Origin of the sequence: Verrucosispora sp. SN26_14.1 (genome assembly GCF_004307965.1) — a bacterium.
Taxonomy (GTDB): Bacteria; Actinomycetota; Actinomycetes; order Mycobacteriales; family Micromonosporaceae; genus Micromonospora.
This window is the reverse complement of the sequence record NZ_SISL01000127.1, coordinates 1-13,879: the sequence shown is the minus strand read 5'-3', so window position 1 is coordinate 13,879 and position 13,879 is coordinate 1. Positions and strand designations below refer to the sequence as shown.

The following is a 13,879-nucleotide window of genomic DNA, read 5'->3' as shown; positions in this document are numbered from 1 at the left end:
ACCCGGACTTCGACGGTCCGGGGCGCGGCGGCGGGCGTGCCGGCGGCGGCCCAGCGGCGACGGCGCCGGCCTACGAGGGTTTCGACCCGGGCGACGAACCGGGGGACGAGGTCATCGACGAGAAGACCGCCCGGGAGTCGGGTGAGGAGCAGGCGGTACGTCTGCTGCGGGAGGCGTTCGGCGCCGAGAAGATCGACGAGGTGCCGACCCGCTGACCCCACGGGTCCGTCCGACGGGCGGGGTGTGGCCGCCGGAGTGTGGTCGGTGGGCATGGTTAGGGTGGGCGTGGTCTTGTAGACGAGTCAAGGGAGCGATCGTGCGGCCTGGTGGACAGCCGAACATGCAGCAGATGCTGAAGCAGGCGCAGAAGATGCAGCAGCAGATCGCCCAGGCGCAGGCCGAGTTGGCCGAGGCCGAGGTGACCGGCACCGCCGGTGGTGGTCTGGTCACCGCGACCGTGTCCGGTGCCGGTGAGATCAAGAGCATCAAGATCGACCCGAAGGCGGTCGACCCGGAGGACGTGGAGACCCTGGAGGATCTGGTCCTCGCGGCGCTGCACAACGCCACTGCGGCGGTCCGGGAACTGACCGACCAGAAGATGGGCCCGGTCGCGGGTGGGATGGGCGGCCTCGGCCTGCCCGGGTTCTGAGCCACCCGATGTACGAGGGTGCCATCCAGGATCTGATCGACGAGCTGGGGCGTCTGCCGGGCGTGGGCCCGAAGAGCGCCCAGCGGATCGCCTTCCACGTCCTGTCGGCGGATCCGGCCGACGTGAACCGGCTGGCCGGTGCGCTGCGCAAGGTCAAGGACCTGGTGCGCTTCTGCACCACCTGCTACAACGTCGCCGAGTCCGAGCAGTGCCGGATCTGCCGCGATCCGCGCCGCGGCAACGAGGTGATCTGCGTGGTCGAGGAGCCGAAGGACGTCGTCGCGATCGAGCGGACCGGTGAGTTCCGGGGGCGGTACCACGTGCTCGGCGGGGCGATCAATCCGCTGGAGGGCATCGGGCCGGACAACCTGCGCATCCGGGAACTGTTGGTCCGGCTGAGCGACGGCGAGGTGCGGGAGTTGATCCTCGCCACCGACCCGAACACCGAGGGCGAGGCGACCGCGACGTACCTCGCCCTCATGGTCAAGCCGATGGGGATCTCGGTGACCAGGCTGGCCAGTGGCCTGCCGGTCGGCGGCGACCTGGAGTACGCCGACGAGATTACCCTGGGCCGTGCTTTCGAGGGCCGCCGCGCGGTCTGATCGAGGGCCGGTGGGTGTGACACCGCCTTCGGCGGCCGTCCGAAACACGTAACAGATTGATATCGATTGTTCGCGGCTTTCGGCCCTTTTTGTCCCATGGCCTGTGAGCGTGCCTCCTGGTGGCCGGTCACTAAGGACACGATCCGGTACCAAGAGCTTCGCGCGCCGTTTCCCGGCGGTCGAAGTGGGAGCTATGGTCACCGCGATCGGTGACCCTGTCACCACGTTGTCCGTACCCCCAAGGACGAGGTGAAGCACCCATGCGTGCATCCAGGCCGAAGGTCGCTATCGCGGCCGTGGCGGCCGCGGCCCTCGCGGTAGCAGGCTGTGCCGAAAGCGATCGCGAAGGTTCCAGCGGTAGTAGCAACGAGACCCTCGTCTTCGGCGTCGCCGGAGACCCGAAGGTGCTCGACCCCAGCTTCGCCAGCGACGGTGAGTCGCTGCGTGTGGCGCGTCAGGTCTTCGAGACGCTGGTCCGCCCCGAGGAGGGCGGCACCAAGGTCAGCCCCGGCCTCGCCGAGTCCTGGGAGCCCGACGCGGCGGGTACGACCTGGACCTTCAAGCTGCGCTCCGGCGTGAAGTTCCACGACGGCACCGACTTCAACGCCGAGGCCGTCTGCACGAACTTCGACCGCTGGTACAACGCCAAGGGCCTCATGCAGAGCCCGGACGTGACGGCGTACTGGCAGGACATCATGGGCGGCTTCGCCGCCAACGAGGACGACACTCTCCCGGAGAGCCTCTTCAAGTCCTGCACCGCCACCGACGCGACCACGGTCAGCCTGGCCTTCACCCGGGTCTCCAGCAAGATCCCGGCCGCCCTGATGCTGCCGTCGTTCTCGATCCACAGCCCCAAGGCGCTGCAGGAGCACGACGCCAGCAACGTCACGGGCAGCGCGGACGACATCAAGTACCCGGCGTACGCGACCGAGCACCCGACCGGTACCGGTCCGTTCAAGTTCAAGTCCTGGGACGTCCCGAACAAGACGCTGACCCTGGAGCGCAACGAGGACTACTGGGGCGACAAGGCCAAGCTCAAGAGCCTGATCTTCCGCACCATCTCGGACGAGAACGCGCGCAAGCAGGCGCTGCGTTCCGGTGACATCCAGGGCTACGACCTGGTCGGACCGGCCGACGTCGAGCCGCTCAAGGGCGAGGGCTTCAACGTCCTGACCCGCCCGGCCTTCAACATCCTCTACCTGGCGATCAACCAGAAGGGGAACCCGAAGCTGGCCGACATCAAGGTCCGGCAGGCGCTGGCGCACGCGATCAACCGTCAGGCGCTGGTCGACTCGAAGCTGCCCCCGGGCGCCCAGGTCGCGGTGAACTTCTTCCCCGAGACCGTCGAGGGCTGGAACGGCGACGTCACCAAGTACGACTACGACGTCGAGAAGGCCAAGTCGCTGCTGGCCGAGGCCGGCGCGTCGGACCTGACCCTGCGGTTCCACTACCCGACCGAGGTCACCCGGCCCTACATGCCGAACCCGAAGGACCTGTTCGAGCTGGTCTCGGCGGACCTCCAGGCGGCCGGCATCAAGATCGAGCCGATCCCGCTGAAGTGGAGCCCGGACTACCTCAACGCCACCACCTCCGGCTCCGCGCACGACCTGCACTTCCTCGGCTGGACCGGTGACTACGGCGACGGTTACAACTTCATCGGTACGTTCTTCGACCGGCAGAAGGACGAGTGGGGTTTCAACAACCCCGCGCTGTTCGAGAAGTTCAAGCAGGCGGACACCACCGCGGACCAGGCGGCCAAGGTGGCTCTCTACAAGGAGATCAACGCCGACATCATGAACTTCCTGCCCGGTGTGCCGATCTCGCACGCACCGCCGGCCATCGTGTTCGGCAAGGACGTGACCGGGGTCAAGGCGAGCCCGCTCACCGACGAGCGGTTCTCCACCGCCGAGTTCAAGTCCTGATCTGACGCAAACAGAACGCGGGCGGGCGCTGTACCACAGCGCCCGCCCGCTACCCTCAGCACACCCTTCGAGGCCGCCGTGTTCCGGTTCATCGTCAGACGCCTCCTGCAGCTGATACCCACGCTGTTCGGGCTCTCCATCCTGTTGTTCATCTGGCTCCGGCGGTTGCCCGGCGGCCCCGAGACCGCCATCCTCGGCGAGCGGGGCACGCCCGAGATGCGCGCCGCGATCCGCCGCAATCTCGGCCTCGACGAGCCGATCCTGATCCAGTACGGCCGGTTCGTGCGGCGGATGGTCCGCCTGGATCTGGGCACGTCGATCTCCACCAAGCGCGAGGTCACCACGGAGTTCCTCCAGCGCTTCCCGGGCACCGTCGAGCTGACCGTCACCGCGATGGTGATCGCGATCGGCATCGGTATCCCGCTCGGCTATCTGGCCGCCCGCCGACGCGGCCGTTTCCTCGACCACGCCTCCGTCGGCGGGTCGCTGATCGGCATCTGCATCCCGGTCTTCTTCCTGGCGTACGTGCTGAAGGCGATCTTCTCGGAGAACCTCGGCTGGTTCCCCTCCAGCGGCCGGCAGGACCCGACGATCGGCGCCACCCGGATCACCAACTTCTTCGTGCTGGACGGGCTGATGACCCGGGAGTGGGACGCCGCCGCCGACGCGCTGTGGCATCTGGTCCTGCCCGGGCTCGCACTGGCCAGCATCCCGCTGGCGATCATCGTCCGGATCACCCGGGCCAGCGTGCTGGAGGTGCTCAACGAGGACTTCGTCCGCACCGCCGAGGCCAAGGGCCTGACCGAGAACGTCGTACGCCGCCGGCACGTCCTGCGCAACGCGATGCTCCCGGTGGTGACCTCGATCGGTCTGCTCACCGGCGGTCTGCTCTCCGGCGCGGTGCTCACCGAGACCGTCTTCGCGTTCAGCGGGATCGGCGCCTTCCTCGCCGAGGCCATCAACCAGCGCGACTATCCGGTCCTGATGGGCTTCATCATGATCATTGCGGTGGTGTACGTGTTGGTGAACCTGATCGTGGACCTCTCGTACAGCCTGATCGACCCGAGGGTGAGGGTCCGATGACGATCATCAGTGGCAAGAAGCGCGAGAAGATCGACCGGCTCGCCGAACTCGCCGCGCGCGAGGAGGAGCGGGGCGTCAGCCTGTGGCAGGACGCCTTCCGGCGGCTGCGGCGCAACCCGGCGGCCATCATCGGTGCCGTCATCCTGGCCATCTTCGTGCTGGTGGCGCTGATCGGCCCGTTCCTGGTGCCGTACGGCCCGACGGACACGATGGGCATCCGCGAGGGCGTGATCCGGCCGGGCACCATCCCCGGCCCCTCCAGCGAGCACTGGTTCGGCTACGACCACCAGGGTCGGGACGTGTTCAGCCGGATGGTGGTGGGTGCCCGGCAGACCCTGCTGGTCGGCGTGGTGGCCACCCTGATCGGTCTGGCCGTCGGCGCGCTGATCGGTGGCGTCGCGGGTGCCGCCGCCGGCCTGGGCGGCCGCTGGGGACGCTGGATCGACAGCATCCTGATGCGGTTCATCGACATGCTGCTGGCGCTGCCCAGCCTGCTGCTCGCGGTCAGCATCGCCGCCCTGCTCGGCCGGAGCCTGACCACAGTCATGATCGCGGTCGGCATGGTCTCGGTGCCGGTCTTCGCCCGGCTGCTGCGCGGCTCGATGATCGTGCAGTCGAACAGCGACTACGTCCTCGCCGCCACCTCGCTCGGCGTACGCAAGTCGAAGATCGCGCTGACCCACGTACTCCCCAACTCGCTCGCCCCGGTCATCGTCCAGGCGACGCTGACCCTGGCCACCGCGATCATCGAGGCCGCCGCGCTCTCCTTCCTCGGGCTCGGCAACCCCAACTCGGCCACCCCCGAGTGGGGCGTCATGCTGGCCGACGCGCAGCAGTACCTCGGGGTACGCCCGGAGCTGGCCATCTATCCGGCGGTCGCCATCATCATCACCGCCCTGGGATTCACCCTGCTCGGTGAGGCGATGCGCGAGGCCCTCGATCCGAAGCTGCGGAAGTAGGAGGGTTCGTAATGGCACTACTCGAAGTGAACGACCTCTCCGTCACCTTCGCCCGGCGCGGTCAGCGCGCCGTGCACGCCGTCGACGGGGTGTCCTTCTCGGTCGACGCCGGTCAGGTGGTCGGCCTCGTCGGTGAGTCCGGCTGCGGCAAGTCGGTGACCTCGCTCGCCATCATGGGTCTGCTGCCCAAGCAGCCCGGTCTGCAGGTCGGCGGCAAGGCGGTGTTCGACGGCACGGACCTGCTCCAGCTCGACGACCGGTCCCGGCGGGACATCCGGGGCCGCGACGTCGCGATGATCTTCCAGGACCCGCTGTCGTCCCTGAATCCGGTCGTACCGATCGGACTCCAGGTCACCGAGGTGCTGACCCGGCACCGGGGAATGAAGGGCGCCGCCGCGGCGAAGGAGGCCGCCGCACTGCTGGACCGGGTCGGCATCCCCGACCCGACGCGGCGGCTCAAGGAGTACCCGCACCAGCTCTCCGGCGGGATGCGGCAGCGCGCCCTGATCGCGATGGCGGTGGCCTGCCAGCCCCGGCTGCTGATCGCCGACGAGCCGACCACGGCGCTGGACGTCACCATCCAGGCGCAGATCCTGGAGCTGCTCAAGGACCTGGTCCGGGACTCCGGCACCGCGCTGGTGATGATCACGCACGATCTGGGCGTGGTCGCCGGCATGTGCGACACGATCAACGTGCTCTACGGCGGCCGGGTGGTGGAGACCGCCCGGCGGCGTCCACTGTTCCGCGAGCCCCGACACCCGTACACGGTGGGGCTGCTCGGCTCGGTACCGCGCCTGGACGCCGGGCGCGGCGAGCGGCTCACCCCGATCCCCGGCTCGGTGCGCGACCTGCTGCCCTGGCCGGAGGGCTGCGCCTTCGCGCCGCGCTGCACCCGCCGGGTGGACGCCTGCGTCGGCCAGCCGCCGGAGCTGGTGCTCACCCATGCCGGCCGCAGTTACCGTTGCGTCAACCCGGCCCCGGTGTCGGACCCCTCGCCGGCTGCGCCGTCCGCCGAGGCTGCACCATCCGCACCATCCGCACCGTCCGCTGAGGCTGTGTCGTCCGTCGAGGCTGCACCGTCCGCCGAGGCCGGGACGTCTGCCGAAGCGCCGTCGTCCGTCGAGGTCGACCCGTCTGCCGAGGTCGACAGGTCTGCCGGGCCATCGGCGGATGCTGAGGCTGCGGCGGTCGCTGAGGCACCGCCGGCTGCTGAGTCGGCGGCGCCCGTCGAGGCGTCGGGTACCGGCCAGGTGCCCGCGCCGCGCGAGGAGGAGAAGTCATGACCGAGAGCGATGTCCTCGTCGAGGTACGGGATCTCAAGGTGCACTTCCCGATCAAGCGGGGGGTGCTGTTCGACCGCACGGTCGGCCACGTCAAGGCGGTCGACGGCGTCGACCTGAGCATCTCGCGCGGACAGACGTACGGCCTGGTCGGCGAGTCGGGCTGCGGCAAGTCCACGCTCGGTCGTGCGCTGCTCCAGCTCAACCCGCCCACGGCGGGCGAGGTGCGCTTCGACGGGGTGGAGTTGACCACGCTGGCACCGCGCAGGCTGCGGACCATGCGGCGGCGAATGCAGATGATCTTCCAGGACCCGATGTCCAGCCTCGACCCGAGGCAGAACGTCGAGTCCATCCTCACCGAGGGCCTGCAGACGCACGGCATCGGTGGCGACCGCGACGGCCGCAGGAAGATCATCGGCGAGACGCTGGACAAGGTGGGCCTGCCCCGTTGGGCGTTGTCCCGCTATCCGCACGAGTTCTCCGGCGGCCAGCGGCAGCGCATCGGGATCGCCCGCGCGCTGGTGCTCGGGCCGGAGCTGATCGTCGCCGACGAGCCGGTCTCCGCCCTGGACGTGTCGATCCAGGCGCAGGTGATCAACCTGCTCGACGAGTTGCAGGACAGCCTCGGCCTCACCTATCTGGTGATCGCGCACGACCTGGCGGTGGTGCGGCACATCTCCGACACCGTCGGCGTGATGTACCTCGGCGGTCTGGTCGAGGAGGCGCCGAGTGACCGGCTCTACACCGAGCCGCTGCACCCGTACACCCGGGCGTTGATGTCGGCGGTGCCGGTGCCGGACCCGGACGTGGAGGACCGCCGGGAGCGGATCCTGCTCTCCGGTGACCTGCCCTCGCCGGCCAACCCGCCGTCGGGCTGCCGCTTCCACACCCGTTGCCCGTGGGCGCAGCCGACGCGGTGCGCCGACGAGCGGCCGGTGCTGCGGGAGATCGGTGGCAGTCGGGTCGCGTGTCACTTCGCCGAGCAGATCGCCAGCGGCGAACTGCGGCCGCACAGGGTGAGTGCGGAGATCGTCCGCCCGGAGGGCGAGGGTGAGGAGCCCAGCGTGGTCTCCGCACCCAGCGAGCCGGGCACGTTCGTCTAGCTGAGCTGTTAGCAGGGGTCCCTTTCTATGCCGTAGGCGTTAGAAAGGGACCCCTCCTTACATCAACACCCGGGATCAGCCCTCGGGGCGGTTCAGCAGGCCGACCGCGATGCTGTGCACCGCGTCCAGCCCGGCGGCGTCGGCCAGCGCCGCGCTGCCGCCGGTGACCGCGTACCACTCGTCGGCGTCCTTGTACTGCACGTGGAGGGTGACCCGGCCGTCGGCGAGGTCGGTGCGCAGGGTCAACTCCCCGGTGACCACGCCGACCTCGTCGGTCATCACCCCACCCGGTCCGGGCACGACGTCCGTGGTCCGGCTCTGCGGGCCGGTGGCGCCACCGGCGTCGGCGGTCATGCCGGCACCGGGCACCTCCACCTCACCCGCGGCCGCTCCGTCGGCGGTCATCCCGGCGGTGGCCGGGCCGGGGCTGCCGGTGGCCGCCGCGGCGTCGTCCCCACCCGCGTCGGGCGTCCGCTCGGGTGCCGGGGTGCCGCCGGCTCCGGTTACGGCTTGCTCTCCCATGTGCAGCCCTCCAACATGTCGGCCAGCGCGGCCTTCTCAGCACTGGTGATCGTGAGCTTCCAGTGGTGCTTCACCGCCACCCAGTCGCCGGCATACTGGCACCAGTATGACCGGTTTGGCGGTTTCCACTGGGACGGATCCTGATCACCCTTTGCCCGGTTGGAGGAGGCCGAAACCGCGAAGAGCTGCGGCCGGTCGAGGTCGTTCGCGAAATCACTCCGCTTCGAGTCTTCCCACTCGTCGGCGCCGGAGCGCCACGCGTTGGCGAGCGGGACCATGTGGTCGATGTCCACGCTGGACGGGTCGGTGAAGGTCCGCCCGTCGTACACGCTCTCCCAGTTGCCACCCACCACGTTGCACCCGGAGTGCTGGATGTCCTTGCCGTCGCGTTCCAGCACGGTGTCCCGGACGTCGCAGTTCTGGCCGGTCTTGCGCCAGTGCGAGAAACGGTTGCGGCTGTAGCCGCGCATCGGGTTGGCTTCGGCGACGGTCAGTTCGGAGAGCATCTGGGTGGCGGTGCCGCCGTCACCGCTGGTGGGCGACACCTCCGGCTCCACCAACTCGACGCAACCGGCCGCGCCTAGGGTCAGCGCCGCGACGAGCGCGAGCGCCCCCAGGGCGCGAGGTCCTGATCTGGTACGCACAGACGACACCTCTCCAGCTTGCGGGCTTTCGGCGATCCCGCACAGTACCCGGGCCCAGTTTCGGCGATTCGTGGTGTCTCACGTATGGCGCACGGCACATTGGTAGTCATGCCCGAAACCGCGCCCGCCCTCCGGCTGAAGTCGCATGCCGGTCGAGGCACCCTGGCCGCCGCCGTCCTCGCCTCCGGCATGGTCTTCCTGGACACCACCGTGGTCAACGTGGCCCTGCCCCGACTCGGCGCCGAACTGGGCGCCTCGGTGGCGGGCCTACAGTGGACGGTCAACGGATACCTGCTCACGTTGGCCGCGTTCGTGCTGCTCGGCGGGGCTCTCGGGGACCGCTTCGGGCGACGGCGGATCTTCCTGCTGGGCGTGGTCTGGTTCACCGTCGCCTCGGTGCTGTGCGGGCTGGCGCTGCGTACCGACTGGTTGGTGGCCGCGCGGTTCCTCCAGGGTGCCGGCGGCGCGCTGCTCACCCCCGGCTCGCTGTCGCTGCTCCAGGCCAGCTTCCACCCGGACGACCGGGGCAAGGTGATCGGGGCGTGGTCCGGGCTCTCCGGCGTCTCCACCGCCCTCGGCCCGTTCATCGGCGGATGGCTGATCGACGCGCTCTCCTGGCGGTGGATCTTCTTCCTGAACCTGCCGCTGGCCGTGCTGGTGGTGCTGGCCGCGCTGCGCTGGGTGCCGGAGAGCCGGGACGAGAGCGCCTCGCGTAGCCGGGACGGGCGCCGACGCTTCGACGTGGCCGGTGCACTGCTCGGCGCGGTGGCACTGGCCGGGGTCACGTACGCGCTCGTCGACGCGCCGGGTCGCGGGATCAGCTCACCTGCCGTGCTGGTGTCGGCCCTGGTCGCGGTGCTGGCCGCGCTGGCGTTCGTGCTCGTGGAGCGGCGTCGCGGCGAGACCGCGATGCTGCCCACCGGCCTGTTCGGCAGCCGACTCTTCTCGGTGCTGAACGTCTTCACCGTGCTGGTGTACGCCGCACTCGGCGGGTTCACGTTCTTCTTCGCCGTCTACCTGCAGAACGTGGTCGGCTGGTCGGCGCTGCTCACCGGCCTGGCCCTGCTGCCGATGACGGTGCTGCTGCTGGTCGGCTCGCCCAAGGCCGGAGCGTTGTCGGCGAAGATCGGGCCGAGGCTGCCGCTGACCGTCGGCCCGGTGCTGGCCGCCGTCGGGCTGCTGATGCTGCGGGAGGTGGACGCGGGTGCGTCGTACTGGCGGCAGGTGCTGCCCGGGGTGGTGCTGTTCGGCGCCGGGCTGACCCTGGTGGTGGCGCCGTTGACCGCGTCCGTGCTGGCCGCCGTGGCGGACCGCTTCGCCGGGGTGGCCAGCGGCTTCAACAACGCCGCGTCCCGGGTGGGTGGCCTGCTGGCGGTGGCCGCGTTGCCGCTGCTGGTCGGGCTCACCGGCACGGGCTACGAGCAGCCCGCCGAACTCACCGCCGCGTACCGGGGCGCGCTGCTCTGGTGCGCCGGCCTGCTGGTGGTCGGGGCGATCGTCGCCGCACTTCTGGTACGCCGGCCGACCCGCCGTGCACCGCCCGCACAACCCTGCCACTCGATGCCGGTCTCCACGCCGGACGGATGATCTCTGCGATGTAAGGAGGGGTCCCCTGCTATGCACGAGGCGTTAGCAGGGGACCCCTCCTTACATCAGCGACGGGCGCGGTTGATGGCGCTGGTGACCGCCTTGACGGAGGCGGTGACGATGTTCGCGTCCATGCCGACGCCCCAGACCGTCCGGCCGTCCACCTCGCACTCCACGTACGCGGCCGCCTGCGCGTCCCCGCCGGAGGAGAGCGCGTGCTCGTGGTAGTCGAGCACCCGTACGCTCACCCCGGCCGAGCCGAGCGCGTTCACGTACGCGTCGATCGGGCCGTTGCCGATCGCGTTCACCGAACGGGCCCGACCGTCCACCCCGACCTGCGCGGTGATCTCGACCTTGCCGTCGGCGCTGCCGATCTCGTACTCGGTCAGCGTCACCGCCGGGTCGCTCTGGTGGTCGAGCAGGTACTGCGCGGCGAAGATCTGCCACATGGTGTCCGGGCCGACCTCGCCACCGTCGTGGTCGGTGACCTGCTGCACCACGCCGGAGAACTCGATCTGGAGCCGTCGGGGCAGGTCCAGTTGGTGCTCGGTCTTCATGATGTACGCGACGCCGCCCTTGCCGGACTGCGAGTTGACCCGGATCACCGCCTCGTAGCTGCGGCCCAGGTCCTTCGGGTCGATCGGCAGGTACGGCACGGCCCAGGTGAAGTCGTCGACGGGTACGCCGGCGGCCGCCGCGTCGGTGTTCAGCGCGGCGAAGCCCTTGTTGATGGCGTCCTGGTGGGAGCCGGAGAAGGCGGTGTAGACCAGGTCACCGGCGTACGGGTGGCGCTCGTGCACGGGCAGTTGGTTGCAGTACTCGACGGCCCGCTTGATCTCGTCGATGTCGGAGAAGTCGATCATCGGGTCGATGCCCTGGGAGAAGAGGTTCAGGCCCAGCGTCACCAGGTCGACGTTGCCGGTGCGTTCGCCGTTGCCGAAGAGGCACCCCTCGATCCGGTCGGCGCCGGCCAGCAGGCCCAGCTCGGCGGCGGCGACGCCGGTGCCCCGGTCGTTGTGCGGGTGCAGGCTGAGCACCAGGCTGTCGCGTCGGGGCAGGTGCCGGTGCATCCACTCGATCGAGTCGGCGTACACGTTCGGCATGGCCATCTCGACCGTGGCGGGCAGGTTGACGATCAGCTTGCGGTCCGGCGTCGGGTCGACGACCTCGATGACCTTGGCGCAGACCTCCAGCGCGTACTCCAGCTCGGTGCCGGTGTACGACTCCGGCGAGTACTCGTAGTAGATCTCGGTGTCCGGCGTGTGGATCTCCGCGTACTTCTGGCAGAGCCGGGCGCCGGTGGTGGCGATGTCGGCGATGCCGTCGCGGTCCAGCCCGAAGACCACCCGTCGTTGCAGCGTGGAGGTGGAGTTGTAGAAGTGCACGATCGCCCGGCGCGCACCGCGCAGCGCCTCGAAGGTGCGGTCGATGAGGTGCTCCCGGCACTGGGTCAGCACCTGGATCGTGACGTCGGCGGGGATCATGTCCTGCTCGATGAGCTGCCGGACGAACTCGTAGTCGGTCTGGCTGGCCGACGGGAAACCGACCTCGATCTCCTTGTAGCCCATCTGGACCAGGAGCTGGAACATCCGGCGCTTGCGCTCCGGCGACATCGGGTCGATCAGTGCCTGGTTGCCGTCGCGCAGGTCGACCGCGCACCAGCGCGGCGCGGTCTCGACGTGCCGGGTCGGCCAGGTGCGGTCCGGCAGGTCGATGCGGAACTGCTGCTGGTAGGGCTGGTAGCGGCGGTGCGGCATCTGGCTGGGACGTTGCCGGGCGATGGCATCGGAGTCAACGTCGGTGGGGCCGGCTGGGTGAGCCATGGCGGACTTCTCCTGGGGTCATGTGTCGTCAGCGACGGGGGTCGGCAGGAATGCCGAGCGAAAGATCCGGGACGGTGCTGGCGGCGCGGTTCGACTCCGCGACGAGGTGCCGGCCGTCAGGCCTCGTCGCGGCGACCAAGGAGAAGGTGCGCCTGCCACATGACAGGGTGACCCTACGTGATGGGACGTGGTGTGGGAAAGGTCCGTCCGGAGTATGGGATGGAAATTGCGCCTAGCGGATCAGATGACGATCTCGCCGCAGCTCAGGACGAGTTCGGAGAGTGGGCGACGATGCCGCAGGCTGGTCTCATCGGCCAGTAGGTCGGCCGGAAGGCTCAACGGATCGCCGAGTTGGCCGACCGCCACCACCACGTACGGTCGCACATCGGCGGGAAGGTCGAGATCGGCGATCAGTCCGGCCCGGTCGAAATCGGTCACCTGTCGTACGTGCAGTCCCCGCGCGGTGGCCTGCACGGTGAGGTGGGCCACCGCCTGCCCGAGGTCGTACGCGGCGAACGCCTGCTCGGTCCGCCGGTACGCGCCGAGCACCAGCGCACCGGCCCGTCCGGCCCACCGCTGCTCGGCCGGGGCGAGGTTGACCAGGATCCGCTTGAAGGTCTGGTCGTCGCGGTGTCCGAGGGCGAACCGCCAGGGCTGCCGGTTGCCGACCGACGGCGCCCACCGGGCCGCCTCCAGCAGGGTGGCCGCCTCGGCCCGGGGCAGTTCCGCGACCGGGTCGAAGGAGCGTGGGCTCCAGCGGAAGGCCAGTACGGGGGTGAGGTCGGTCATGTGCAGAAGCGTCCTTTATGGGGGATTTGGTGGTGTTGTCAGGGGGGTCGAATGTGGGAAACGACACCCGTAACGGGACGACCGGCCGGGCGTTGCCGAGCGCGCACCCCGACGCCGCACCCGCCCGGACCGGGGCGGGGAACGCCCCGTGTGCCGGACCTGGAGATCGGACCGGGCCTACCCGCCACCGGTCGGCGCGGTACCTCCCGGCCCGGCGTCGCCCGCTCCGGAATCACCCGGATCGGTGCCGTCCGGAGCGGTGCCGCCCGGATCAGGATCGGACGGCGTGGACGGCGGTGGTGGCGCCTCCATGCCCAGCGGCTCGCCGTCGACCACCGGACCGGCGAGCTGCACCGTGGCCGGTGCCGGTTCGGTCGGTCCGGCCAGCGTCAGGGTGCCGAACGCCGCGCGGACCGCGGTCGGCGTGCCGTCCGCGTCGAAGCAGTAGATGCCGACGTCCAACGGTGGGTTGATCGAGGCGGCCGTGGTCTCCACCGAGTAGCAGGTGCCGGTGGCCTCGGGTGGGGCCATCGCGGGGGAGACCGACAGCGGGGCGCGCCGGTCGGTCAGCACGTCCAGCCAGTCCGTGAACGGGTGCTGCACGCGGGGGTCGATCCGGCGCGGCAGCGTGTCGTCCCGCTCGCCGACGCGTACGCAGGTCGCCGGCTCGGGCCGGGTCGCCGTCGGCAACGCGCACTGGAACAGCCCGTCGGCGGTGGCCGCGAGCGAGATGTCCGCCGTGCCGCCGAGCGCGCCGCCGGGTACGTCCACCCGCCAACTGCCGTCGTTGGCACTGGTCACCACGATCGAGCGGTCCGGGGTGTCGGCCACCCGCAGGGTGTACCGGGCGATCAGGTGCCGATCCTGCGCGGCGGCGGCGAGCGCGGCCAGTTCGTCGCGGGCCGCGTCCTGACCC

13 protein-coding genes and 1 pseudogene are annotated in these 13,879 nt (G+C 70.0%); 9 read left to right on the top strand and 5 right to left on the bottom strand.

The annotated features are described in order from the left end of the window. The 8 genes and pseudogenes from EYA84_RS13965 to EYA84_RS13930 all read left to right on the top strand — a co-directional run. The coding region (locus EYA84_RS13965; protein WP_131053471.1) for a hypothetical protein at positions 1 to 215 on the top strand (215 nt) is incomplete at its 5' end. Positions 216 to 340: 125 nt separating this feature from the next. Beyond that, entirely contained in the window at positions 341 to 649 is a 309-nt protein-coding gene (locus tag EYA84_RS13960) for a YbaB/EbfC family nucleoid-associated protein (RefSeq protein WP_236145756.1), read from the top strand. 8 nt (positions 650 to 657) lie between these two features. Continuing rightward, complete coding sequence (gene recR, locus EYA84_RS13955; RefSeq protein ID WP_131053469.1) at positions 658 to 1,251, top strand: recombination mediator RecR; 594 nt, start codon at positions 658 to 660, stop codon at positions 1,249 to 1,251. Between the two features lie 260 nt (positions 1,252 to 1,511). Further along, entirely contained in the window at positions 1,512 to 3,173 is a 1,662-nt protein-coding gene (locus EYA84_RS13950; protein WP_131053468.1) for an ABC transporter substrate-binding protein, read from the top strand. Positions 3,174 to 3,251: 78 nt separating this feature from the next. Further along, positions 3,252 to 4,256: an ABC transporter permease gene (locus tag EYA84_RS13945; RefSeq protein ID WP_117227296.1), complete on the top strand. Its 1,005-nt coding sequence runs from the start codon at positions 3,252 to 3,254 to the stop codon at positions 4,254 to 4,256. Next, the gene (locus tag EYA84_RS13940) at positions 4,253 to 5,215 is read left to right on the top strand and encodes an ABC transporter permease (RefSeq protein ID WP_131053467.1); all 963 of its coding nucleotides are present in this window, start codon (positions 4,253 to 4,255) and stop codon (positions 5,213 to 5,215) included. The genes EYA84_RS13945 and EYA84_RS13940 overlap by 4 nt, the downstream gene beginning before the upstream one ends. A gap of 11 nt (positions 5,216 to 5,226) precedes the next feature. Then, a pseudogene (locus tag EYA84_RS13935) lies at positions 5,227 to 6,249 on the top strand (ABC transporter ATP-binding protein); the annotation flags it as partial. Between the two features lie 245 nt (positions 6,250 to 6,494). Further along, positions 6,495 to 7,598 carry an ABC transporter ATP-binding protein gene (locus EYA84_RS13930; RefSeq protein WP_131053466.1) on the top strand — a complete coding sequence of 368 codons (1,104 nt, stop codon included), beginning with the start codon at positions 6,495 to 6,497 and terminating at the stop codon, positions 7,596 to 7,598. A gap of 75 nt (positions 7,599 to 7,673) precedes the next feature. On the opposite strand, the gene EYA84_RS13925 is transcribed toward EYA84_RS13930, so the two are convergent. Then, the gene (locus tag EYA84_RS13925; RefSeq protein WP_131053465.1) at positions 7,674 to 8,120 is read right to left on the bottom strand and encodes a hypothetical protein; all 447 of its coding nucleotides are present in this window, start codon (positions 8,118 to 8,120) and stop codon (positions 7,674 to 7,676) included. Continuing rightward, on the bottom strand, positions 8,102 to 8,764 hold the full coding sequence (locus EYA84_RS13920; protein ID WP_131053464.1) for an HNH endonuclease family protein: 663 nt from the start codon (positions 8,762 to 8,764) through the stop codon (positions 8,102 to 8,104). Before EYA84_RS13920 ends, EYA84_RS13925 begins: the two co-directional genes overlap by 19 nt. A gap of 108 nt (positions 8,765 to 8,872) precedes the next feature. Between EYA84_RS13920 and EYA84_RS13915 the strand changes: the two genes are divergently transcribed. Next, positions 8,873 to 10,351: an MFS transporter gene (locus tag EYA84_RS13915; RefSeq protein WP_131053463.1), complete on the top strand. Its 1,479-nt coding sequence runs from the start codon at positions 8,873 to 8,875 to the stop codon at positions 10,349 to 10,351. A 65-nt stretch (positions 10,352 to 10,416) separates the two neighbouring features. Here the strand turns inward: EYA84_RS13915 and leuA are convergent, their stop codons facing one another. From leuA to EYA84_RS13900, 3 genes are all read right to left on the bottom strand, one after another. Further along, positions 10,417 to 12,174, bottom strand: coding sequence for a 2-isopropylmalate synthase (gene leuA, locus EYA84_RS13910; RefSeq protein ID WP_131053462.1), 1,758 nt, complete (start codon positions 12,172 to 12,174; stop codon positions 10,417 to 10,419). Between the two features lie 240 nt (positions 12,175 to 12,414). After that, on the bottom strand, positions 12,415 to 12,963 hold the full coding sequence (locus EYA84_RS13905; protein ID WP_131053461.1) for a nitroreductase family protein: 549 nt from the start codon (positions 12,961 to 12,963) through the stop codon (positions 12,415 to 12,417). Between the two features lie 177 nt (positions 12,964 to 13,140). Beyond that, a partial coding sequence (locus tag EYA84_RS13900) for a hypothetical protein (RefSeq protein ID WP_236145755.1) occupies positions 13,141 to 13,879 on the bottom strand: 739 nt, incomplete at its 5' end.

Coding starts and splice junctions, on each gene's coding strand:
- EYA84_RS13940 (WP_131053467.1), top strand. CDS start 4,253: ATGACGATCATCAGTGGCAAGAAGCGCGAGAAGATCGACCGGCTCGCC.
- EYA84_RS13915 (WP_131053463.1), top strand. CDS start 8,873: ATGCCCGAAACCGCGCCCGCCCTCCGGCTGAAGTCGCATGCCGGTCGA.
- EYA84_RS13930 (WP_131053466.1), top strand. CDS start 6,495: ATGACCGAGAGCGATGTCCTCGTCGAGGTACGGGATCTCAAGGTGCAC.
- EYA84_RS13925 (WP_131053465.1), bottom strand. CDS start 8,120: ATGGGAGAGCAAGCCGTAACCGGAGCCGGCGGCACCCCGGCACCCGAG.
- EYA84_RS13950 (WP_131053468.1), top strand. CDS start 1,512: ATGCGTGCATCCAGGCCGAAGGTCGCTATCGCGGCCGTGGCGGCCGCG.
- recR (WP_131053469.1), top strand. CDS start 658: ATGTACGAGGGTGCCATCCAGGATCTGATCGACGAGCTGGGGCGTCTG.
- EYA84_RS13905 (WP_131053461.1), bottom strand. CDS start 12,963: ATGACCGACCTCACCCCCGTACTGGCCTTCCGCTGGAGCCCACGCTCC.
- EYA84_RS13960 (WP_236145756.1), top strand. CDS start 341: ATGCAGCAGATGCTGAAGCAGGCGCAGAAGATGCAGCAGCAGATCGCC.
- leuA (WP_131053462.1), bottom strand. CDS start 12,174: ATGGCTCACCCAGCCGGCCCCACCGACGTTGACTCCGATGCCATCGCC.